This window comes from Halalkalibacter sp. APA_J-10(15) (assembly GCF_023017105.1).
In the GTDB taxonomy this organism is placed as follows: Bacteria; Bacillota; Bacilli; order Bacillales; family Bacillaceae_D; genus Halalkalibacter.
The window spans coordinates 176,805-201,550 of sequence record NZ_JALKEV010000006.1; the positions used below are offsets into that span (position 1 = coordinate 176,805).

The 24,746-nt window shown below is 38.2% G+C and carries 17 protein-coding genes; 4 read left to right on the top strand and 13 right to left on the bottom strand.

Translation table 11 applies throughout. The features are described 5' to 3' along the window. Positions 1-69 precede the first annotated feature (69 nt). The gene (locus tag MW695_RS09445; RefSeq protein ID WP_247105055.1) at positions 70-900 is read right to left on the bottom strand and encodes a sugar phosphate isomerase/epimerase family protein; all 831 of its coding nucleotides are present in this window, start codon (positions 898-900) and stop codon (positions 70-72) included. Further along, positions 897-1,580 carry a rhamnogalacturonan acetylesterase gene (locus MW695_RS09450; protein WP_247105056.1) on the bottom strand — a complete coding sequence of 228 codons (684 nt, stop codon included), beginning with the start codon at positions 1,578-1,580 and terminating at the stop codon, positions 897-899. The genes MW695_RS09445 and MW695_RS09450 overlap by 4 nt, the downstream gene beginning before the upstream one ends. A gap of 208 nt (positions 1,581-1,788) precedes the next feature. Between MW695_RS09450 and MW695_RS09455 the strand changes: the two genes are divergently transcribed. Continuing rightward, a complete protein-coding gene (locus tag MW695_RS09455; RefSeq protein WP_247105057.1) occupies positions 1,789-2,646 on the top strand; it encodes a metallophosphoesterase in 858 nt (285 codons plus the stop codon). A gap of 69 nt (positions 2,647-2,715) precedes the next feature. Here the strand turns inward: MW695_RS09455 and MW695_RS09460 are convergent, their stop codons facing one another. The 6 genes from MW695_RS09460 to MW695_RS09485 form a co-directional block, all read right to left on the bottom strand. Further along, positions 2,716-4,413, bottom strand: a complete 1,698-nt coding sequence (locus MW695_RS09460; protein ID WP_247105058.1) for an Ig-like domain-containing protein — start codon at positions 4,411-4,413, stop codon at positions 2,716-2,718. Between the two features lie 30 nt (positions 4,414-4,443). Next, complete coding sequence (locus MW695_RS09465; RefSeq protein WP_247105059.1) at positions 4,444-8,853, bottom strand: immunoglobulin-like domain-containing protein; 4,410 nt, start codon at positions 8,851-8,853, stop codon at positions 4,444-4,446. A 130-nt stretch (positions 8,854-8,983) separates the two neighbouring features. After that, positions 8,984-9,970: a galactofuranose ABC transporter, permease protein YjfF gene (gene yjfF / locus MW695_RS09470; protein WP_247105060.1), complete on the bottom strand. Its 987-nt coding sequence runs from the start codon at positions 9,968-9,970 to the stop codon at positions 8,984-8,986. After that, positions 9,967-11,004, bottom strand: coding sequence for an ABC transporter permease (locus MW695_RS09475; protein ID WP_247105061.1), 1,038 nt, complete (start codon positions 11,002-11,004; stop codon positions 9,967-9,969). The genes yjfF and MW695_RS09475 overlap by 4 nt, the downstream gene beginning before the upstream one ends. Beyond that, complete coding sequence (locus tag MW695_RS09480) at positions 11,001-12,521, bottom strand: sugar ABC transporter ATP-binding protein (RefSeq protein ID WP_247105062.1); 1,521 nt, start codon at positions 12,519-12,521, stop codon at positions 11,001-11,003. Before MW695_RS09480 ends, MW695_RS09475 begins: the two co-directional genes overlap by 4 nt. Before the next feature lie 90 nt (positions 12,522-12,611). Further along, on the bottom strand, positions 12,612-13,655 hold the full coding sequence (locus tag MW695_RS09485) for an ABC transporter substrate-binding protein (RefSeq protein WP_247105063.1): 1,044 nt from the start codon (positions 13,653-13,655) through the stop codon (positions 12,612-12,614). A gap of 407 nt (positions 13,656-14,062) precedes the next feature. Here MW695_RS09485 and MW695_RS09490 point away from each other — a divergent pair, with 407 nt between their 5' ends. The 3 genes from MW695_RS09490 to MW695_RS09500 all read left to right on the top strand — a co-directional run bounded on the left by MW695_RS09490 (position 14,063) and on the right by MW695_RS09500 (position 18,424). Continuing rightward, entirely contained in the window at positions 14,063-15,802 is a 1,740-nt protein-coding gene (locus MW695_RS09490) for a sensor histidine kinase (protein ID WP_247105064.1), read from the top strand. A 5-nt stretch (positions 15,803-15,807) separates the two neighbouring features. Beyond that, positions 15,808-17,319 (top strand): response regulator, encoded by a 1,512-nt coding sequence (locus MW695_RS09495; RefSeq protein WP_247105065.1) that lies wholly within the window; start codon positions 15,808-15,810, stop codon positions 17,317-17,319. A 103-nt stretch (positions 17,320-17,422) separates the two neighbouring features. Next, positions 17,423-18,424 (top strand): substrate-binding domain-containing protein, encoded by a 1,002-nt coding sequence (locus MW695_RS09500; RefSeq protein WP_247105066.1) that lies wholly within the window; start codon positions 17,423-17,425, stop codon positions 18,422-18,424. A 51-nt stretch (positions 18,425-18,475) separates the two neighbouring features. Here the strand turns inward: MW695_RS09500 and mtaB are convergent, their stop codons facing one another. The 5 genes from mtaB to dnaK form a co-directional block, all read right to left on the bottom strand. Further along, a complete protein-coding gene (gene mtaB, locus MW695_RS09505) occupies positions 18,476-19,816 on the bottom strand; it encodes a tRNA (N(6)-L-threonylcarbamoyladenosine(37)-C(2))-methylthiotransferase MtaB (RefSeq protein ID WP_247105117.1) in 1,341 nt (446 codons plus the stop codon). Between the two features lie 5 nt (positions 19,817-19,821). Next, positions 19,822-20,574 (bottom strand): 16S rRNA (uracil(1498)-N(3))-methyltransferase, encoded by a 753-nt coding sequence (locus tag MW695_RS09510; RefSeq protein ID WP_247105067.1) that lies wholly within the window; start codon positions 20,572-20,574, stop codon positions 19,822-19,824. 17 nt (positions 20,575-20,591) lie between these two features. After that, complete coding sequence (gene prmA / locus MW695_RS09515; RefSeq protein WP_247105068.1) at positions 20,592-21,530, bottom strand: 50S ribosomal protein L11 methyltransferase; 939 nt, start codon at positions 21,528-21,530, stop codon at positions 20,592-20,594. 32 nt (positions 21,531-21,562) lie between these two features. Then, positions 21,563-22,672 carry a molecular chaperone DnaJ gene (gene dnaJ / locus MW695_RS09520; protein WP_247105069.1) on the bottom strand — a complete coding sequence of 370 codons (1,110 nt, stop codon included), beginning with the start codon at positions 22,670-22,672 and terminating at the stop codon, positions 21,563-21,565. A gap of 215 nt (positions 22,673-22,887) precedes the next feature. Next, entirely contained in the window at positions 22,888-24,720 is a 1,833-nt protein-coding gene (gene dnaK / locus MW695_RS09525) for a molecular chaperone DnaK (RefSeq protein ID WP_247105070.1), read from the bottom strand. Positions 24,721-24,746: the final 26 nt, after the last annotated feature.

Genomic DNA, 24,746 nt, shown 5'->3' on the forward strand with positions numbered 1-24,746 from the left:
TTGAGTTTAATTGGAAGAAGAAGAAGGAAAGCCTACTCCTAGGATTAACTAGAAATAGACCTAACAAGATTATTTGGCAAACTGTGCTCGTTTTTGTTCGATAAATTGAATCACTCTATACATATCCTCTGGCTCTGTATGCTCAATGATAATGTGACATTCTGGTTTGTACTGATGCAATCGCTGCATAAATAAATCATAATTTAACAACCCTAATCCTGGTGATGTTTCTCGCAAAATACCTTGCGCGTCCAGGAGGCGATCCTTCGCATGACAAGCAACTATATGCTTTCCTAATAATTCAAACGCTTCTTCAATCACTTCATCTTGTTTTTGATAGTTTTCTTGTGTTAATAAGTTCCCCGGATCAAGAACAACACCAACTTGAGAGCTATTTAATTCATCTAGCATTTGTTTTAACGTTCGTGCTGAACCTATTAAATGCCCATGTGCAGCCTCAAGCCCTACAATGATTCCCCATTGCTCAGCTTCCCTAACTAATTCAACTAACGAATGATAGAGCTTATCCCAATCCTTTTCATAGTCCCCATTAGGTTGAGGCCTTCCTACTTCAGTAGCAATCATAGGTGCACCAAACATTGATGCATAGCGAATCAATTCTTTATATCGTTGTATGAAAGTTTGATGAGCGACTTCATTTTCATCAAATAAATGTAAATAGGATGCAATAATAGAGATATCCACTTCGTTTTTGTCAAATTCTTTTTTTATATTTCGAACGAGTCCAGGGTTTAATACTCCAGGCTTTGTAAAATCATAGTCATTAAATGCTTTCCAAATAGCCAATTGCACATGATTAATCCTATATTCACCTAATGTTTGAGCCATTTCTTTATACGTGTATGTTCCAAATAAATGGGCTAATGCTCCTACCGTCATTTCAATTCCTCCTCATTCATCATAATCTCTATTAATTTTAAAGTATGTAATTGTTTGCACACAATCATTGCGATTTCTCTTGCTCCAAATTCACAGAAATGTGTATCATCTTGGATGCCTTCCTTGTAATTAGGATGTTCTCCTCGCTCTAACCAAAGAAATAAGCGCTTAGATTCTGCTGGACCTAGCCTTTTAAGCAGCTTACGTGTTTGCTCTGTTAAATCTATTAATGGTGTATTTAGCTTAGTAGATAGCTTTTTAATAGCAACAGGATACTCACCATGAGTGTCCAATAACAAACCATCTTCATTGAAGTGTCTTCGCTCAACAGGAGTCATTAATATCGGGATCGCTTCATTCTTTCTCGCTTCTTCAATATATTTTGTTAAATAAGCTTGAAATGTCGTGTATGGCTCTGTCCGCCTTTGTTGATCCTCTTTTTCGTCATTGTGACCAAACTGAATTAAAAGTAGGTCTCCTTTATTCAGGCTATGAGTAAATGCTTCTAACCTTCCTTCATCTATAAAGCTTTTTGAGCTTCGACCAGAAGCAGCATGATTATAAACTTTTATAGAGAGAGGAAGAAGCTCTTGTAACATCTCTCCCCAGCCAGCTTGAGGTCTATTCTTTTCCTCATAGCTAGAAACGGTTGAATCTCCAACAATATGTATATTCTGCACTTACATCGATCCCTCCTTTCTTTTAATGCATTTTATAGTCGTTTTACTACATAAATAGGTTATCCCAACCTCCACACTAACAACGTTGTTACTCTTTATAGTAAGCGCTATCTTATTTATTTGTCAATCAATCATACTATAAAACATGTAATTGAAAGGATAATGATTTTTCTTTATAATAAATATTATTTTATAGTGAGGTGAGAAATTGAAAAAGAGTCGATTGTTTATTTTTTTTCTAATCATTAGCGTACTTTGTTTATTCATTATTTTCTTCCATTCTCAAAACAACTCCCTTGTCGTTACAGAAATCCAGGTTCAGTCTGAACAAATCCCGATCGGCTTTAACGAATTTACCATTGTCCAATTATCAGACCTTCACAATAAAAACTTTTCAAATGACCAACAAGTTTTACTCAAAAAAGTCAATCATACAAATCCAAGTTTAATTGTATTTACAGGAGATTTAGTTGATTCAAAAAAGGATAATAACACACCTAGTCTTCTATTAATGGAGGAATTAGTGCAAATAGCTCCTACTTATTTTGTAACAGGAAACCACGAATGGTGGGCTGGCAATTTTGAAGAATTAGAGAATTCCTTAGTCAATATAGGTGTTCATGTAATGAGAAATTCAGTTGTTGAACTGATAAATAATCAGGATGTTATTCAAATGATTGGTATTGATGATCCAGCACACGCTAAGGGGCATGATTCAGAGCGTACTATCACAGAAATGTTTATTTTAGAAGCTATTACTGAACTCGAGGCAAATCATTTTCAAATTTTATTAGCTCATCATCCAGAAATGCTACCGCTTTATTCGGAATATGACTTTGATTTAGTTTTATCCGGGCATGCACATGGTGGACAAATGAGAATTCCTTTTATTGGGGGGCTGGTTGCTCCTAATCAAGGCTTCTTACCGAAATATACTTCTGGAGAACACGTACTAAACGATACGACAATGATTGTCAATAGAGGTCTTGGAAATAGCGTGATTCCATTACGTCTATTTAATCGTCCTGAAATCGTAGTCGTTACACTTAAATCTATTACGAACTAGAATATAGCTGTAGAGCTTGGAATAAAATCCAAGCTCGACTTTTACTCATTAAACGCATAACCTTAATCTTTATTGCTCTTGTTTTCTTCTTTTATATAAGTAGGTAATACCACCAACGAACAATAATAAGATTCCAATTAATAGGAACTGATATAAATTAGTTGCCGTATCTGGAAGAGGACCTTTACGATCTCCTCCTGGTGGCGGCTCTTCTCCTCCTGGTGGCGGCTCTTCTCCTCCTGGTGGCGGCTCTTCTCCTCCTGGTGGCGGCTCTTCTCCTCCTGGTGGTGGCTCTTCTCCTCCTGGCGGCGGCTCTTCTCCTCCTGGCGGCGGCTCTTCTCCTCCTGGCGGCGGCTCTTCTCCTCCTGGTGGCGGCTCTTCCCCTCCTGGTGGCGGCTCTTCTCCTCCTGGTGGCGGCTCTTCTCCTCCTGGTGGCGGCTCTTCTCCTCCTGGCGGCGGCTCTTCTCCTCCTGGCGGCGGCTCTTCTCCTCCTGACGGCGGCTCTTCTCCTCCTGGCGGCGGCTCTTCTCCTCCTGGCGGCGGCTCTTCTCCTCCTGGCGGCGGCTCTTCTCCTGATTGCTCAATGACATGAACAAAGGCCATCGCCATTAATGCACCATCCACTGTTGTTACTGTTATAGTAGCTGTTCCAACTTCAAGACCAATCATTTCACCTTCGTTATTAATCTCAACAATAGCTGGATCATTCGAAGTCCAAACAACCTGTTGATTGGTTGCATTTGTTGGATAGATATTTGCATGTAATGAGACTTCTTCCCCCACATTTAATATTACATCACTTTCGTCAAGCTCAATGCTCGTAACTGCTACATCATTTGATTCTTGAATACGTGGTAATGTCACTTGTAAATTCTCATATTCTGAACTAGTAATTGGTAATACTGATCCATGACGTGCATTTGCTGGGAATGTATAGCTACTTGGTACAGACCATTCACCCGAGTCTAAATCTGTTGATTCTAAAGGTACATATCCTCTACCGCCAAACTCATCAACAAATAAATACCACTTCTCTTCCTCATTCGATTTGAAAATGATTGGCCCTTCCGTATGCCCAACATCAGGACGTCCCACCCCTTCTCTAATCATGTCAAAATCCGAATCAAAGATCGAATCGCCAACTTCCTGGAAAATATATTTTCCATTAGGAGCTTGGTTGGAATTGTTTCGTTCATCTTTAGAAAAACGATATATTTGCCCATCATGCTCAATCATAGTCGTATCAATAATCGAGTATCCTCGATCAATGTAAATGTTAGGATCACTAAACGTATAAAAATCTCTCGTTGTCGTATACATCATTCGATTGTGAGTTGCACCCGTTTGTCGATGTGCTTCATCTTCATATAACTTCGAGGCCCAGAAGATCACATATTCTCCTTTTTCATCATCATAAAATATTTCAGGTGCCCATGTATTTCCAGCTTCAGGAGGGGCAACTTCAACCTTCCGTTGTTCTGACCAATTAATTAAGTCGTTTGATTCCCAAACCATAATAGAACGACTACCATTCGTTTGTGCTCCATGCCAATCCCAATTTCCATAGATTCTTAAATCAGTTGCGATCATATAGAAGCGATCACCTTCTGGTGCACGAATGATAAACGGATCACGTACTCCTTGATCTCCTAACTGTGAAGTAATAACAGGTTGATCATCGTTCAAATCATTATAATGTAGGGGATCGTTTCCTTCGCTTAAAGCAAAGTATATTTGCTCGCCATCAGATCGTCCTTCTCCCTTCATATAACTGAACAAATAGCCTTCTAATTCCTTCTATTCAGGCAGCTCCTTAACTGTAGCTAGGAACCCTTTCTTAATCACTTCTTCACCTTTCGTAATCGTTGCTATGAGTTTTACTTGCTGATCACCTTCTCCGTGTGCTGGACGAGTGACTTCCCCTGATTCAGAAATGATCTCAGGATTTTCTGAATGCCAAGTCATTTCCGATCCATTTTCACCACTTGTCGGTAATGTGAGATGACCTCGTACGTCTCTAATATGATGAATGTATAGAGCTCTAGCATCTTCAATTAGCTCTTCATATTCACTAGGCAAATGTAAGACCCTTACTGTAAACTTCTTTTCAACAGATTGAACTCCATCAGAGACCGTTAATGTAAGTGTCACCTCTTTATCTCCCTCTTCATAAGAAGGTCTACTCACAAATCCTTCATTAGTTATAATTGAAGAATCATTAGACTCCCATTTAAAAGTCATACCATATGCACCTTCACTAGGAAGAGATAAAGAATACATGACTTCTTCTTCATTTAAATTATTTGCTAAAATGTCACTAAAGCCGATTTGATTAGCGACATGTTCCACTAAAAACCCTTTTAAATCTTCTGCTTTAGCTGCTGATTCTACACTTAATTTCTCCACATCATCAGGCGATAGCGCACCATCATAGATTTGGAATTCGGCTATCATTCCTCCAAAATAAGGATCACTACTATAGAATGATCGACCAATAAACCCACTTGGCCCGGAAGTATTTGCAATCTCCTCTATCGTATAGCCATTTGTTGAACCAGAAGCTACCTCTTCACCATCGATATACAATGTAAGCGATTCTTCCTCACCGTCCATTACTGCAGTCACTAGCTTCCATTCATTAGCTGTTAATGGTCCAGTTGTCGCATTAGCATGCGCTTCATTTTGCCAGCTAGTGACCCCTAATCCGACCCGTGCTTCTCGATCACCTGAATTTCGGCTCGGTGTCGTAAACAAATATTTCTGATCATCCTGACCTAAGGCAAAGATCCACTCTGCTTCTCGATCACCTTTCCAATTCACTAATGATGAAACAGTCACACTATCTAAACCATCTAATACCCCTACAGGAAGCTCAATGTAAGACTGTACATCTCCTCCTTCAAAGTTTATTGCGCCGGCTTGATTTCCTTGAATCCAATCTCCACGCTCTCGGTTGACCCATTGTCCATTAAACGAGCCAGTTTGATCAGGAACCGTCGTTTCATTAATATCAGCCATATCATAATGTAAAATTAAATTAGACTCCGGCTCTTCAATTGGAATTGACCCATCTTCGTCTGCCAACTGAATAACCTCTTCGCTTGATAATGCTCGGTTGTAAATATGAAACTCATCGAATAAACCGTTAAAATACGGATGTGTATCTAGCCTTGACTTACCTAAATAATTCATTTTCGTTTCCATTAGCATTCTTGGCTCAACATTAAATGTAGAGCTTCTAGATACCTCTTCTCCGTTCACATAAAGAACAGCATCAAAGCCGTCAATTGTAATCGCTACATGCTGCCATTGACTTGTTGATAAACGCTGTGCGTTGAGCGCATATTTATAACTATTTGCTAATGGTGTCTGCTCATTACTGAACTTCTCTGTAAAAGGCGTGACAACGGCAAACTCTAACTGATTTGAATCTCCCTGTGTACTTAAATACATAGTATTTCGGTTTACAATTCGTCCAGTATCTGAAGCAAAGTCAAAAATGCGTTGATTCGCTTTGTTTTCCTTTACCTTTACCCAAGTTGACATCGTCATACTTTCTAAATTCAAATCTTGTATCAGATTTTCAGGTAACTCAACATACCCAGTATCTCCATCTAACTCAACAGCTCCAGACGAAGACCCAATTGTCTCATTTGTTGTAATAGTTGCTCCACCTTGTAAACTTGCATCAAAACCATTCCCTGAGACATCCCTAACTATTGTCCCTTCTACATCATTCGGATCAAACGAATATCGAACGACAGGCTCTTCGACTGGAGTAGGACCTGGTATTGCATAATGTTCCTGTACACGGTTATACTCATCACGAGTAATCGGGATAACCGTTCCATGTCTCGGTCCTGGTGGTAAAGCATAATCTGATGAAGGTAATAAATTGTCGACAAACTGCTGACCATCTTCTAAATTATCTGACCAACGTACATGGTAAGGCCATGAATCTAAAAACAAATACCACTTATCTTCATGAATATCTTTAAAAACCGTTTGTCCTTCATTATTCCCTTGATGGCCAATTAAGCCTCGGTTCCCATCACGAGTACCTTCAATTAGTTCAAACTGAAAGCCATTATCTTCAATACCATCTGCATCATAGAAAATATGTGGTGCCTTCTCATAATACACCCTATAATTCACTTCACTTTTTGTAAATCGGTACAGTGTATCATCATGCTCAATAAAGGTCGTATCAATCGTTGGAAAGCCGTCATCTATAAAAACTTTCGGCTCTGAAAAGGTGTGAAAGTCACGGGTCGTAGCATAATACATCACATTATATTGACCTGCAGGTCGTCCATTAGGGTAATCGCCATACGTATCTTCATTTTTCATTGACGAAGCCCAAAATACAACATAATCACCTGTATTCGGATCATAAAAAGCCTCTGGAGCCCAAGTGTTACCACCTTTTTCTGGAGCGACTTTCACCATGCGTTGCTCACTCCAATTCACTAAGTCATCTGACTCCCAGATCATTAAATAGTGACTACCTGTTATTTGTGCTTGATCAAAGTTCGTACTTTCTCCCATTTTCAAATCTGTTGCAAGCATATAAAACTTATCGCCTTCTGGGGATCGAATGATAAACGGATCACGTAATCCTTCTTCACCCATTGTCGACTGTATAACCGATTGTCCATTGTTCAATGCTCTCCACATTAAAGGGTCTTCTGCAGTTGCAAAGGAGATTTCTTCCCCACCTTCATATTCGCCGGTAAAATAAGAAAAGAAATAAGCATCATACTCGACTTCACCAGGATCTTTTAATACATTCACTTCAAACTCTCGTTGTTCAAATACGTCATCTAATGCGATTGTAGCCGTTAACGTAACTGCTACATCTTCACTTTGTCTAGTTACCCACCCTAATTGTTCTAATTGCCCTTCAGCTTCTTCTGTTCCTTTAATAATAGATGGGTGTGAAGACTCCCACGTAATCTTTGAATCGTGCTCACCCTCAATTGGTAAATGAAGATTCCCTTTCACTTGCTCTTGATTATAAATAGAAATAGCATTTGCATCAGATTGAACCTTATATTCATCTGTCCACTCTTGAAGGACAATTACTGTAAATGTCTTTGTAACCGATAACCCTTCATAATGAAGAGTTGCAGATAAATCAATCATCGTATCCCCATCCTCAACACTTGGACGAGTTACAGCCCCATTGTGAGAAAGAACATCAGGATGACTAGACTCCCAATCAATCTCAACACCATGCTTACCTAGAGTAGGTAATGATACATGACGAGTGACATGGTCTAAATCCTCATCTTGTTCTGAAAGATACGGTATTAAATCTAGAGATTCGTAAGCATCTTGCAAAACAAGTTCATGAATAGAGGTTATTTGAGCCAATGTATTTGTATAAAGCTCCTCTATTTGTACGTTTGATAGAGCTTCGTCATACACACGAAAATCTCCAATCACTCCTTTAAAATAAGGATCATTTTCAAAAATAGATTTTCCGATAAAGCCTGAAAATGAAGCACTATCATCAATAATATTCGCTAATTGCTTGCCTTGTGCTGATCCGGACGCGACTTCCTCACCATTAACAAATAAACTTAATGTATCCTCAGAGCCTGAGAACACAACGGTAACGACTTCCCAGCTATTAGATCTCAAGCCTTCGTTGCTTCTCATTAACGTTTCATTCCTCCAGCCAGCCTCTGAAATACCAGTTGCTGCTACATTGCTATTTTCAATTCCATGTCTCGGTGTCGCAAAAAAGTAAGCGTTACCATTTTCGATATCATCCGATACTTTCCCCAGCCCAAAGATCCAACGGTTTTGACCATCATTTTCCCAATTCACTAGCGCAGAAATTGTTACATCCTCTACTCCTTCAAGAATATCCTCACCTTCAGGACTTTTAGGAATTTCAATAAATCCACTATTCGAATTCGTTCCTCCGCCATTAAACGAAACAAATCCCCCTTCTTCATTATGAAGAATTTGACCATTTTCAGGGTTTTTAAATAGACCGTCAAATTGTTGTCCACTTTCTGATACATCCCTTACTTTTATAACCCCATCTTCTTCCGCATATGAAGACATATTGTAATGTAGGATTAATGAATCTTCTTCTGTATTTGCTAGAATTGGTGCTGGGTTTATCATAGAAGGGAATAGCAATAGAACGATTAAACTAATAGACAACCACTTTTGCTTCATTATTCGATTCATATTTTTCCTCCTTCAAAATTCTTTACTATACATAGACATAAAAGGTCACCTTAAAGATTAAAACCAAACTTTTTCAATGCCCTTTAAACATAACCTTCTTCCGTACGATTACTCACACCCCCTTCAAAAACTAATGAGCTGAAACTGTTTCTTTCTTATGATCAGTCCTCATAACGATGATACGTTGAAGGACAATGAATAAAAGCAGTAATAATCCAATCGCAATTCGCGTCCACCAGGCACTAAGTGACCCTTCAAAAACAATAAGTGATTGAATCGTCCCCAAAATAAGAACACCTACAACACTTCCGGCAACATATCCAACTCCACCGGTTAATAAAGTCCCACCAATAACGACAGCAGCTATTGCATTTAATTCAAACCCATTAGCATGTAAGCCATAGCCTGATAACATATAAAAGGTGAAAACAATTCCTGCTAATGAAGCTGTAAAGCCACTTAATGTATAAACCATGATTTTTGTTCTCCCAACCGGAAGCCCCATTAACATTGCAGACTGCTCACTTCCTCCAATCGCATAAACATTACGACCAAACTTTGTATAGTGAGTAATAAAAATAGCTGCTACAACAACAATCAAAGCGATAAGGACACTGTAAGAAAGAAAATAATCACCTACATAGATTCTTGTACTCGCCATGTATTTAAAGAAATCATGATCGATCGTAATCGTTTGCACACTTATTACAAAGCTTAACCCTCTTGCTAAAAACATCCCTGCCAGTGTTACGATGAAAGGCTGTAATTGAAAATAATGAATACAACAGCCCATTAAGAATCCCAGCACAGGACCGACTAATAGGGCTATAGGAATGACTAACCAAACAGGCACTCCTTGAACAAGCAAACTAGCAACGACCATGCTCGTCAAAGCAATGACCGATCCAACTGATAAATCAATTCCACCAGATAAGATAACAAATGTCATTCCAACCGCCACAATAATCAAAAAAGCATTATCGACAAATAAATTAAGAAACACTTGCGGTGACGAAAAGTTATCATATCTCACTAATCCAAATACATACATAAGTAAAAAAAGACCAATTGTAATAAACACCGGAATAAGCCGTTTATTTATGTGTAATAGATTCAAGTCATTGTCACTCCTTTCCCCTTTTCCTTCATAGGCTTATTACGAGAGAACACACTCGATATTTTCTTTCTAAATTGTGGGGATTGAAGAAGGCAAACGAGTAAGACGACTAAAGCTTTTACAACTAAAATAATATCTGCTGGAACCCCAATTGAATAAATCGTTGTTGTTAAGCTTTGAATAATAAGGGCACCGATCACTGTCCCCATTAAATAGAACCTTCCTCCCATTAATGAAGTACCGCCGATAACGACTGCTAAAATCGCATCAAGTTCATACCATAAGCCTGCATTGTTTCCATCTGCACTCATGACATTCGAGCTCAATATCAATCCTGCAATTCCAGCACATAATCCACAAAACATGTAAACCATTAAGATGACATTTTTTGATTGGATACCTGCTAAGCGGCTCGCAGTCGGATTTCCACCTACTGATTCAATAAATAATCCGATAGCGGTTTTTCGAGTCAGATACATTGCAATGAATAGAACAAATAGAACGATAAAAATCGAGAAAGGTAACATCAATAAATACCCTCCTCCTATAAATGAATACGGAGAATAATACACAGTTGTAATCTGTCCATTCGTGATAAGTTGGGCAATTCCTCTACCGGCTACCATTAGAATTAATGTCGCTACAATCGGTTGAATGCCTAGCCTAGAAATTAATAATCCATTCCAAAGTCCCGTCACAACCGCCAATAGCAGTGCAAACAAGATCGCTAGAAAAAGAGGTGTTAAACTGTCCGTTGATGCCCCAAAGCTCCCTCCGACAACAGTTGCAGCAATTGCCCCTGACATGGCAATAACTGATCCTACCCCTAAGTCAATCCCTTTTGTGGCGATGACAAGCGTCATGCCAATTGAAATAAGGATTAATGGTGCACCACGGTTTAAAATGTTAATTAAACTACCAGTCAAATGCCCATTTCTCACTTCAATAATAAAAAAGCTTGGATTAATCACTAAATTAAAAAGTAAAATGAGGCCAAGCATAACAAGTGGCCAAAACAGCTTTGATCTCATCATCCATTTCCACCTGCCATTTCCTCCATAATATGTGACTGATCCAATTGCCCTTCATTGACCCATTCAGACACCTTTTCACGATCTCTCAACACAATGACTCGTCTACTACATCTAATCACTTCTTCAAGTTCAGCAGAAATGAAAACAATGGATTTCCCTTCCTCACTCAGACGAATCATTAACTTTTCTATTTCAGCTTTCGCACCTACATCAATCCCTCTAGTTGGTTCGTCTAAAATCAGTAAATCTGGGTTTGTCATAAGCCAGCGTGCTAATAAGACCTTCTGTTGATTGCCACCGCTTAAATTTTTGATCAACTGTTCTGGATTTCGAGGGTTTATGTTTAACAATTCGATATATTGATCAGCTAACTCTATTTGCTTCTTTTTTGGGATAAATGAAAACCACCCATAGACACCTTGAATAGCTAAGATCATGTTTTCTCTAACGGTTAATTCCGGGATAATCCCATCTGCTTTTCGATTTTCTGAACAAAAGGCAATGCGCTGTTTAATTGCTTGCTTAGGTGAGGAAAAATCGACCTTTTGACCACGTATATACATTTCTCCATCGTCTAATTTATCTGCTCCGAATAATAATCGGGCTATTTCGGTTCGCCCTGAACCTAACAATCCTGCAAAACCGACGATTTCATTAGAATGCAATGTCAAATGAAATGGTTGAATACTCCCTTTTTTAGAGCCATTCACTACCTTTAAAAAGACAGGATGCTCTTGTTCAATATGAGTCTGTGATTCTTTCTCGAGCTTAGCATCAAGCTGCTCTTTTTCAGTGCCAATCATCTTCTCCACTAATTTAAACCGTGGTAACTCATAAGTTAAATACTCACCAATCAATTGACCATTTCTCAATACTGTCATTCGATCTGCTATTTCATAGATCTGATCTAAGAAATGGCTAATAAAAATAATCGCCATGCCCTCTTGTCTGAGCTTTCTCATTACATTAAACAATTGCTGTACCTCATTTAAATCCAAGCTCGATGTAGGCTCATCCAAAATAAGAACTTTACATGAAATATTAAGAGCTCGCGCAATCGCAATCATTTGTTGAATTGCAACGGAATATGATGATAGCTCCTTTGTCACATCAATCGTTAAATCGAGACGTTTCAATATTTGTTCAGATTTGACTTTCATTGTCTTCCAGTCAATTCTCCCACGCTTTAACAACTCACGACCTATGAAAATATTTTCAACAACAGAGAGATTAGGGCATAAATTAACCTCTTGATACACTGTACTAATCCCTACTTCTTGAGAGTGAATCGGACTCGTTACATGCAATTCATTATCTTCAAGTAAAATGATGCCTTGATCGTACGTATATACACCTGTTAATACTTTAATTAACGTCGATTTCCCTGCACCATTTTCACCCATTAATGCATGTACTTCACCTGGAAATAATCGAAACGCGACATTCGATAGCGCTTTTACACCTGGAAATTCTTTTGTTATTCCTTCCATAGTTAAAATCGGTTTCTCATCACTCATACTACTCCACCTCCAGTCAGCTTAATAACGATCAGCATGTTATAAGCCACTTTCTTTCCTCACTGGGATCAAGTGGCTTATTTTTTTCTATTAATACGTTCTTGAATCAATTAGATCAGCAGCCTGATCCATTGTATACATATCTTCTTCTACTGCTATTCTCTTCGGTAATTCTTCACCAGCAAAATGCGCTTCAATTAACTCAACAAGTTGCGGCCCAAACTGTGGATTACATTCAATGGTTACGTTCATCTTCCCAGCGACCATCGCTTCAAATGCACCCTTTACTGCATCAACGCCAATAACGATAATATCCTCAGCAGGCTTAAGGCCATATTCTTCAATAGCTTGAATCGCACCTATCGCCATATCATCATTATGAGCATATAAAACATCAATGTTATCACCATCTGAACGTAAGAAAGCTTCCATTACTTCTTTGCCTTCTGTTCTAGTAAAATTACCTGTTTGTGATTGTGTGATTGTCAATTGTGGATGATCAGCAATAATTTCTTCAAACCCTTCTTTTCGATCAATTGCCGGTGCTGAGCCTACAGTTCCTTGTAGCTCAACTATATTAATGTCACCTTCAACATCTGCTAGCTCGTCTACGAGCCATCTACCAGCTTTTCTACCTTCTTCTACAAAGTCTGAGCCTAAGAACGTTACCCACATCGAGTCATCATCAATATCTACCGCACGGTCCACTAGGAATACAGGAATCTCAGCGTCCTTTGCTTCTTGTAATACAGTCTCAAACCCTGTCTCAACAACCGGTGAGAAAACAATCGCATCTACACCTTGTGAAATAAAGGAGCGTATCGCCATGATTTGATTTTGTTGCTGCTGCTGCGCATCGGAAAACTGTAAATCATGTCCTGCATCTGCAATTGCATCTTGAATCGATTGTGTATTTGCTGTCCGCCACTCACTTTCAGCGCCCACTTGAGAAAACCCAATGACGAGAGAATCCGATTTCTCTGACTGATTTGCTTCCTCTTCAACCTCATCACCATTATCAACCTCATCCTCCACTTCCTGATCTACTTCAGAAGCATCACCACAAGCAACTAAAAAGCTTAACACTAGCACAACCAATAATAGTAGCCATTTTGTACGAATGACTTTTGACATTGACCTTCCCCCTTTATATTTCGCTAATAACGAATTGACTTAATTAGCGTACGGTCATTATAAAACGCTTTCATTTAGAAGTTAATAAATGAATTTTTGAATAAATGTTGTTTTATTTTGAATCTCACAGATCTTATTTCTTTTTTGTGTAATTTCTTTAAAGCTTGTTGTACTTTTTTTTGATAGCTTGCGAAATAGACATATACATGTGCTACCCCATGATAAAACAATCGCTAAATTACGCAGATTTTGTCTATAAAATGATGGAATAAAAACAAGAATAAAAGCAAATCCTCACCCAATCCGTCGAGATTGAGCTAGTTACAAAAAAAAGATTTCAATTTAATTACTAATGATATAAAATACTCTTTAAAGCGCTTACAAAATTAGATGTGGTGAGAACTATTATGAGCATGAAGCATTTATTCGTTTCTAGTTTGCGGACTAAATTTCTTATTATGTTTATTGTCTTAACCGTTATCCCGTTAGTATTTGTAGGTATGATCTCTTACCAGAAAGCGATGAATATTATTTCTGAAAATGCCATTTCGAAGTCTCAGCTAAAAGGTACACAGCTCAGTCAAGAAATTGATGGAATTTTTCAAAATATAATGAGGTTCACCGAAATTGGTAAACAGGAGAATACGATACGTTTTTTGATGGATGACTGGCATGAATATGATTACGAGGATGCCAAATCCATTTTGAATATGTTTACGACCTATCGCGAGATTATTCCAATGAGTCGCCATATTCTTGAAATTACGATAATAAACCAAAGTGGAAAAGCATTAAGTGAAAGTAAAGGATTACATACCAATCACATTTCTTCTACTATAAATGAAGAAATAGATGTGATCCGACATACTACCCAACCAATTATGGAGCTGACAGAATTTAATTCGGAAACAGTCATCTCTATTACTCAACCTATTATCTGGGATATTACTCATGAAACGGTTGGATATATGAATATTATTGTCGATCATACCGTTATCCTTTCCCTCTTAGAAAAAGCTTCATTAGAACAAAATGGTCTATTTTTTATTCAGTCAAATCATGAGAACTTTCCTTTTACGATTTATCACAATGATTTATATACTCAAAATCTTCGTAGCGAAACCGATTTCAATAATATTTTTCACGAAGCTGAATCGGATCAATCTGTACTCATCACGTCGCATGAATCTGATACGACAGGTTGGCTCATTTTTGGTGTAGTTCCAGAAAAGGAAATATTAAAGGAAGCAAATAGTATTCGAAACTTAATTATGTTAACAGTTGTCAGTAGTATTATTTTTACGATTTCGCTCTACATATTCATTACTTCGAGACTCATTAGACCGATCAGCCATTTAAAAGATAAGATTAAATTAGCTTCTAATGGTGATTTGACGGTGAAAGTAGAAAATCATAGCTTTGATGAAATTTCAGAGCTTGGTCAATCATTTAATAGAATGATTGAAAAAATTAAAGCACTTCTAGAAACAAGTATAAATAAAGAAAAACAATTAAAAATGGCCGAGCTACGAGCACTACAAGCTCAAATTAACCCTCATTTTCTCTACAATACTCTAGATACAATTATTTGGATGGCTGAAGCTAAAAAAGAGAAAGACGTTATGACCATTACGAAAGCATTGTCTCATTTTTTTCGAATATCTTTAAATAAAGGGAAAGATTTAATCACGATTGAACAGGAGATTAGTCACGTGAAAAACTACTTAGTCATTCAAAAAATAAGGTATCGCGATATTTTAGATATACAATTTACGATAAATAAAGAGATTGAGCCATTTATTATTCACAAGCTTACACTGCAACCATTAATTGAAAATGCTATCTACCATGGAATAAAAAACAAAAGAGGAAAAGGTTTTATCCACATCATTGGTGATTTCGATTCAAACAAGCACATCTGTTTTCGCATAACGGACAATGGTCTCGGCATCGAAGAGAAGAAATTAGCCGAAATCAGACGCTGTTTATTAGCAAATGAGCCCGTACAAACTGCAAAAGGTGGATATGGAATGTACAACGTTCAAGAGCGAATTCGACTCTATTATGGTGAGCCATATGGTATTGAGATTGATAGTGTATATGGCATGGGCACTACTATTCATTTAACTATTCCAATGGAGAGGTGAGATTTATGAAAAAAGTATTTTTAGTCGATGATGAAATCGAAGTGCGGGAAGGGATTAGACATTGTATGGATTGGGAGAATAATGGGTTCCTATTTTGTGGAGATGCGCCCGATGGTGAAATGGCTCTTCCCTTAATTGAACAAGAGCAACCTGATATTGTCATAACTGATATTAAAATGCCCTTTATGGATGGTCTGGAGTTAAGTCGGATATTACGTAATAAGTTACCTTATACAAAAATTATTATTCTCAGTGGCCATGATGAATTTGAATATGCACGAGAAGCTTTACGAATCCAAATTACCGAGTATTGTTTAAAACCACTAAATGCTACTGATTTATTAGACGTGCTATTAAAATTATCAAAGCAAATCGATTTAGAAAAGAAAGAAAGAGACAAATTAAATGAATTACAAAATAAAGCAACTGAAAACGAAAATCTGACTAAAAATCAATTTTTATTAGATTTATGTGAAGGAATGTATTCCACTACAAATGCTATTAAAGAAGCAGATAAATTGAACATTCAACTAATTGCCAGTTATTACGTTGTTGTTATGATTGAATTACAACAAAAATTGCACCCACTCATACATTCAATACCTTCGTTTTCAATCATTCAATTTCAACGTAATGGCAAAGAGACTGTCTACATTATAAAAGCCAATTCTAAACATATCATAACGAAACAAATACAACATATTAAAGAAGCCTTGAAATCATCTTCAGGAAATATATTCGGAATGGGAACAGTTAAGGACCGTATTCAAGACATTCCCACCTCTTATCAAGAAGCCTATGCGCAAGTGCATAACAATCGAAGCTTTTATGCACCTCTCCCGATAACGGGCATACAATCATTTTTTAACAGAACTGAAATGAAGCAATTCTTATCATATGGTCAGACTGAGGAAATCAAACCATTATGTAGAGGGCTCATAAAGGAACTAAATCGAAAAAGTGAGAGTCATTCATTTATATATTATTACTTTCTAATGGAATTCACAGCAACTGTTACGGATTACTTGAAGAGTCTAAGCAACAACTCTAATGATCATTTCGTTTCTTCAATCCAACAAATTGAGCTAAATCAATCCATTCATGATTCTTCACAGCTAGCAAGTTATATGACATCTATTCTAACAGAAGTGATTCAACTACGGAATCAACTCAAAAGTAAAAATTACCCTCTTATTCAAAAAGCGAAAGAGTTTATGAAAGAGCATTACGCAGATTCTCAACTGTCTCTGCAAAAAATTGCAGACGTAGTCAATGTTAGTCCAGCTTATTTTAGTCACATTTTTAGTCAGGAAGAAGGACAAACAATAAAGGAATATTTAACTTTTATCCGAATTGAAAAAGCGAAGGAGTTGCTTATTACGACAAATGAGAAAACCTATGAAATCGCATTAAAAGTCGGTTATAGTGATTCCCATTATTTTTGTAATATGTTTAAGCGCATCACAACTATGACTACACGAGAATTTAAACGACAAAGTTTAATGAAGCTGAGTTAAAGCGACCTGCTGAAAAGTATCGTTTGAAGTCGTTACGAGCATTTGAGCAAAACACAGCGCTTTTTTATCAACTTCGCTTCTATGACAAAGGAGGCTATCGTCAGTGAAACTATCCGTAATGATCATTTGTTCATTATTTCTTTTTAGTGCTAGTGCCTGTCATATAATCACAACAGATGAGCCTGAACTATTTCCTGACGAAACAAATGTGCAGCTTGAAGAAAGAGATGCCATTACCTTTGCTATCATCTATCCTGTCGCTCACTCTTTCTTTGAAGCAGTAACAGTTAGTGCTAAGGAAACTGCAGAAGCAATGGGAGTCGAAGTCATTATACGCGCTCCTTCAACTGCTAATGTCGAATCACAAATTCAAATCATTGAGCACTTCATCCAGCAAGGAGTCGATGGAATTGCAATCGGCCCTACCGATTCTGCCGCTCTCACTCCATTCATTAATAAAGCTGTACTAGAAGGAATTCCTGTTATTTGTTTTGATACGGATGCACCTGAAAGTAAGCGCCTTTCCTATATTGGCACAGATAATTTAGCTGCTGGCGAACATTTAGGTGAGGTTGTTGCTCGTCTCCTAGATTATCATGGTGACCTTATTATAAGTACAGGATTATCAACAATGCTGAATCTTAACTCAAGAATAGAGGGTGTCAAAAATACACTTAAGCAGTACCCTGAGATTAACATAATAGAAATAAAGTCAAATGAAGGTATCCCATCGAAAACCATTACTAACATTGAACAAATGATTGAAGAATATCCAGACTTTGATGCCTTAGTTGGAATTGATTCACTTTCTGGCCCTGCTGCCGTAACAGTATGGAAAGCGAAAGGACTCCAAGATAAAATAGCTGTCACCTTCGATGATTTACCAATGATTATTGACGGTGTACAAAATAATCAAATTAACAGTACTATTTCACAAAGTCAATTTGTATGGGGACAATTAGTCGTGGAACGACTGTATGAAAACTATTATGGCCATGAAATACCTGAATATGAAATGACTGAAACGCTTGAAGTTAATCTAGAAAACATTAATGACTATTTGAATCAATTAAACGGAAATTCTAATATAGAGCACAAACAATAATGCACTTAGTTCAGCGTTTCGCTAAAACTAAGTGCGTTAGATTTACTTACATTAAGCTATTTCAATCGGCTCTTTATCTATAACTCGAACAAACTCACCTTCATTGTATGGGTATCCAGGCTTGGTCACTTTTATCTTCACAAGCTTGCCGATCAAAGCATCGGATGCAGGAACTTTCACCTTAAGGTAATTATCAGTATAGCCAATATACAAGCCACTTCCCTCATTTTCCTTATCGCGTTCTTCAGGTATCATTTCAAGAACTTCCCCATCGAACTGGGTAGCATATTCCTTTGCTAATTGATTAGATAGCTCAATTAATCGATGGACTCGTTTATTTTTAATTTCCTCATTCACCTGATCATCCATTCGTGCTGCAGGTGTTCCCGTTCTCTTCGAATAAGGAAATACATGTAGTTCACTAAATTTGTGCTTAGCAATAAATTGATACGTCTCTTCAAATTCTTCTTCTGTTTCACCAGGAAAGCCCACAATAACGTCTGAAGTGATCGCCACACCTGGCATGATTTCCTTTAAACGTTTTAGTCTTTCAGCAAAGAAAGCCATCGTATATTTCCGACGCATCCGTTTCAATACCGTATCTGAACCTGATTGCAGTGGAATATGCAGGTGGCGAACAACCTTTTCTGACTGATCAATGACTCGAATCACTTCATCTGTTAATTGACTTGCCTCAATAGAAGAAATTCGAATTCGCTTTAATCCTTGTATTTGTTCCAGATCCTTTAATAGTCGTGCCAAGCTATAATCCTTTAAATCCTCACCGTAACCACCAGTATGAATTCCCGTTAGTACAATCTCCTTATAGCCTGCTTCCACGAGCTGAGTAGCTTGTTTCATTACATCTTCTGGATCACGCGAACGCATTAGACCACGTGCCCACGGGATAATACAAAATGTACAAAAGTTATTACAGCCCTCTTGAATTTTTAATGAAGCACGAGTGCGATCTGTAAAAGCCGGTACATCTAATTCCTCATACACTCTAGACTTCATTATATTCCCTACACCATTGATTGGCTCGCGTTTTTGCTTGAATTCTTCAATATAATCAAGCATTTTTATACGATCTTGTGTTCCAACGACAATATCAACACCTGGTATCGCCATAATCTCAGCAGGAGATGTTTGTGCATAACAGCCCGTAACACAAACAACCGCATCAGGATTTTTACGAATCGCGCGTCTGATGACTTGACGACTTTTCTTATCACCTGTATTCGTAACCGTACAGGTGTTTATTACATATACATCCGAAATTGCTTCAAATTCAACTTTTTCATAACCTGCTTGCTGAAATAATTGCCATATCGCTTCGGTTTCATAATAATTCACTTTACAACCTAATGTATGAAAGGCAACCGTGCCCATGTTCTTCACCTCATTAATTCAAAATGATACGAAATAGCAGAAAGTGCATACATTGCTGCCGTTTCTGTTCTTAATATACGTGGTCCAAAGCTACAAGGAACAGCCTCTTGTTCCTGCAGTTTCTCCACCTCTTCCTCAGATAATCCACCTTCTGGACCAATGATGATAAGCAACCGTTGGCCTTTTGTTAATTCTTGAAGTGTATTAGCAAAATAGGTATGATCCTGCTCCTTCGCTACTTCTTCATAGGCAATGACCGTTCTATCATAATGTTGAACCATTTTCAAAAGTTCTGTAAACGGTATAAAATCAGCAACATACGGAATTTTTTCACGATACGCTTGCTCTGCTGCTTCCTTTGCAATTTTTTCAAGCCGCTCTCGTTTTTTCATTGCTTTCTTTCGATCCCATTTCACAATCGACCTTGAAGCAGCAAACGGTTGGAATGTATGCACTCCGAGCTCTGTTCCCTTCTGAATGATCCAATCTAGCTTATCCGCTTTCGGTAATGCTTGAGCAATTGTCACCTCAATGGGAAGTTCCGTGTTCGGTTGAATTGCTTCGTCTATAACGGCTATAACTTGTTGATCTGACATGTCTTTAATTGTGCAACGAACCGTGCGAGATGCATTATTACTACATACAATTACGTCACCAATAGACATCCGCATCACCTTAGAGATATGTTTAACATCTTCTCCAGTTATGCTTACCTCATTATCCTTCATTTGTTCCGGTAATACAAAATAGCGCTGCATTTCATTTCCTCGCTTTATTAAGCTTTTGTCGCAACAAGTGCAACCCAATCTTCCATTTCGACGACTTCTTTGATGATAAATCCACCTTGTTCTAATGATTTTTTTACATCATCTTTTTTTCTTTTTATAATCCCTGAAGTAATAAATGTCCCATTTTGCTTAAGAACCGCTGCCGCATCTTGAACAAATGTCATAATAACCTCTGCTAATATGTTAGCAATAACTAAATCATATTCGCCAGAGATTCCCTCTAATAAATCATTTTGCTCAACACGAACGATAGAAGAGACTTCATTTCCACCGATATTCTCTTTCGCGCTCTTCACAGCAACATAGTCTAGATCTAATGCTAAGACTTCTTTAGCCCCAAGCTTTGCCGCAGCGATACTTAACACTCCTGACCCCGTTCCTACATCTATGACGGCTGCTTGACTCGTTAAATACTTTTCTAATGCCTGTATACAAAGAACCGTTGTTGGATGCGTTCCGGTACCGAAAGCCATTCCTGGATCTAATTCTATAATCATTTCATTATCTGTAGCCTCATACTCTTCCCAAGTAGGCTTAATTGTTAGTGAATGAGAGATGCGAATAGGTTTGTAATATTTCTTCCAAGCAGTTGCCCATTCTGTCTCATCCACTTCAACCAAATGAACCTTATTCTGTCCTAATTCGATATCATACTGAAGGAGTCCATTAACGGACTCCTTAATACCATCGATTGTGTCAGTTAGAAAACTGTTTACAGGAAAATACGCTTTAATCATTACCCCATCTTCAGGATAATCATCAGGAGAGAGTTGGTATATTTCTCCGAAACGATCGCCCCAATCTTTTACTAAATCACTAGGGTCTTCAATTACTACACCGCTTGCCCCAGCTTCATGTAAAATATGACAAACTGGCTCCACCGCTTCTTCACTAGTATGAATACTAAATTCTGACCATTTTAACATCCAACTCACTCCTTAACATAAGCTATATAAGCTTATTCCCCTTTAAATGCTCGCTTTACCTTCGCAAAGAAGCTGTCATTTTGTTCATCTGGCTGACCACCTGTCATTTGCGAAAACTCACGTAATAAGTCTTTTTCCTTCTCAGTTAAGTTCTTTGGTGTCACTACACGGATTTTCACATGCTGATCACCTTGACCCCGCCCGTGTACGTTAGGTACCCCTTTACTTCTCAGGCGAAAATTCGTCCCCGTCTGTGTTCCAGCCGGAATTTTCAATTTCACTTTACCAGTTAAAGTTGGTACCTCAATTTCATCACCGAGCGCTACTTGGGCAAATGTTAACGGCATTTCACAGTAAATGTCATCACCTTCACGTTCAAAAAATTCATGCGTTTTCACATTAAATACAACAAATAAATCTCCTGGAGGTCCACCATTAGAACCAGCTTCCCCTTGTCCGGATACTCGTAGTTGTTGGCCGTGATCAATTCCTGCAGGGACTTTAACGCTAATTTTTTTACGTTTCTTCACTTTACCTTGCCCACCACAAGTTGAGCACTTATGTTTAATTTGCTTACCTGTACCGTCGCAATAATGACAAACTCGACGGTTTACAACACGACCAAACGGTGTATTCTGTTCAACATTTAGCTGTCCTGATCCACCACAATGCGAACATGTTTCAGGTTTAGTTCCTGGCTTTGCTCCAGAACCTGAACATGTTTGACACGTTTCTTCTCGCGGAATTTCTATTTCTGTTTCTTTTCCAAATACTGCTTCCTTAAACTCTAACGTCATCGTATATTGTAAATCCGCTCCTTGACGAGGTGCATTCGGATTGCGACGTCCGCCGCCACCAAAGAACATATCAAATATATCGCCAAAGCCACCTCCAAAGTCTCCTCCTCCACCAAATCCTTGATTTGGATCTGTATGACCAAATTGATCATAGTGAGACTTCTTCTGAGGATCACTTAATGTGTCATACGCCTCTTTTACTTCTTTAAACTTTGCCTCAGCATCCGCTTCTTTATTGACGTCTGGATGATATTTACGCGCAAGCTTGCGATACGCCTTCTTCACCTCATCAACTGAAGCATTTTGATCAACACCAAGGACTTCATAGTAATCTCGTTTACTCATGTCATCCACTCCCGATTCTATTCCATAACGTTCATCTTACCACCTTACAAACCCTTTTCGCAATAAGAAAAGTAACAGTTTGTTACTTACTCGATTTCTACATTTATCAAAAGCATTAGAACAGCTCTTGCCTTACGACAAAAATATCCTTTTCACATATCCTCTTAGAAAAAGTCAAAGTCAACGTAGTTGACTTTGACTTATGTGAAAGGTGATTATTTCTTTTCTTCGTCATTCACTTCTTCATAGTCAGCATCGACAACATTATCATCCGCTTGTTCAGCTTGACCTTCAGCACCTTGTGCTTGTTGAGCTTGTGCAGCAGCCTGCTCATACATCTTTGTTGTAAGAGCTGTTACTACCTCTTGTAGCTCATCTTTTGCAGTACGGATTTCTTCAATGTTATCAGCTTCAATCGCTGATTTCAGCTTATCTTTTGCTGCCTCAGCCTTCTCTTTTTCACCTTGATCAATGTTTTCTCCTAAATCGTTGATCGTTTTTTCTGTTTGGAAAACAAGCTGATCTGCTTCATTTCGAAGCTCAACCTCTTCACGACGCTTCTTATCTTCCTCTGCGTTCGCTTCAGCATCCTTAACCATTTGATCAATTTCTTCATCAGATAATCCCGAAGAAGAAGTAATCGTAATTGATTGTTCTTTGTTTGTCCCTAGATCTTTCGCCTTAACATTTACAATCCCGTTAGCATCAATGTCAAACGAAACTTCAATTTGTGGTACACCACGTGGTGCTGGTGGAATATCTGATAATTGGAATCGTCCCAGTGTTTTATTATTTGCTGCCATTTCACGTTCACCTTGCAGAACATGAATATCAACAGAAGGCTGATTATCGGCTGCCGTTGAAAATACTTGTGATTTTGATGTTGGAATCGTCGTGTTACGCTCAATCAACTTCGTAAATACGCCACCCATTGTTTCAATTCCTAATGAAAGTGGTGTAACATCTAGTAATACAACGTCCTTAACATCTCCAGTTAACACGCCAGCTTGAATAGCAGCACCGAGCGCGACTACTTCATCAGGATTTACCCCTTTGTGAGGATCTTTCCCAGTAAGACTTTTAATCGCTTCTTGTACAGCAGGAATACGTGTTGAACCCCCAACTAATACAATTTTATCAATTTCACTTGCAGATAGACCTGCATCCGATAATGCACGACGAGTTGGCTCAAGTGTACGTTCAACTAAATCAGCAGAAAGCTCTTCAAACTTAGCACGACTCAAAGATAACTCTAAATGTTTCGGTCCTGTTGCATCAGCTGTAATAAAAGGTAGTGAAATTTGTGTTTGTGTTACACCAGATAAATCTTTCTTAGCTTTTTCTGCTGCATCCTTCAAACGTTGCATCGCCATTTTATCTTGAGAAAGATCGATACCATTATCTTTCTTAAATTGCTCCACAAGATAGTCGATAATAACCTGGTCAAAGTCATCTCCACCAAGCTTGTTATCTCCAGATGTTGCTTTAACTTCGAAGAATCCATCTCCTAATTCAAGAATGGACACATCAAACGTACCACCACCAAGGTCATAAACAAGTATCGTTTGATCATCTTCCTTATCAAGACCGTAAGCAAGCGCAGCCGCTGTTGGTTCGTTAACAATACGATCCACTTCTAAACCGGCAATTTTCCCAGCATCTTTTGTTGCTTGACGCTGTGAATCATTGAAATAAGCAGGTACTGTAATAACAGCCTTCGTTACTTTTTCACCTAAGTATTCTTCTGCATCAGATTTAAGCTTCTGTAAAATAATTGCAGAAATTTCTTGAGGAGAATACTCTTTTTCTTCAATACTCTCCTTATGGTCTGTACCCATATGACGCTTAATCGAAATAATCGTATTTGGGTTTGTGATTGCTTGACGCTTTGCCACTTCCCCCACTTGGCGCTCTCCATCCTTAAATGCAACAACAGATGGTGTCGTACGGTTACCCTCTGGATTTGGGATAACAGTTGCTTCTCCACCTTCCATCACTGCCACGCAAGAGTTCGTTGTACCTAAATCGATACCAATAATTTTACTCATTATTATTGTTCCTCCATTCGTTTACT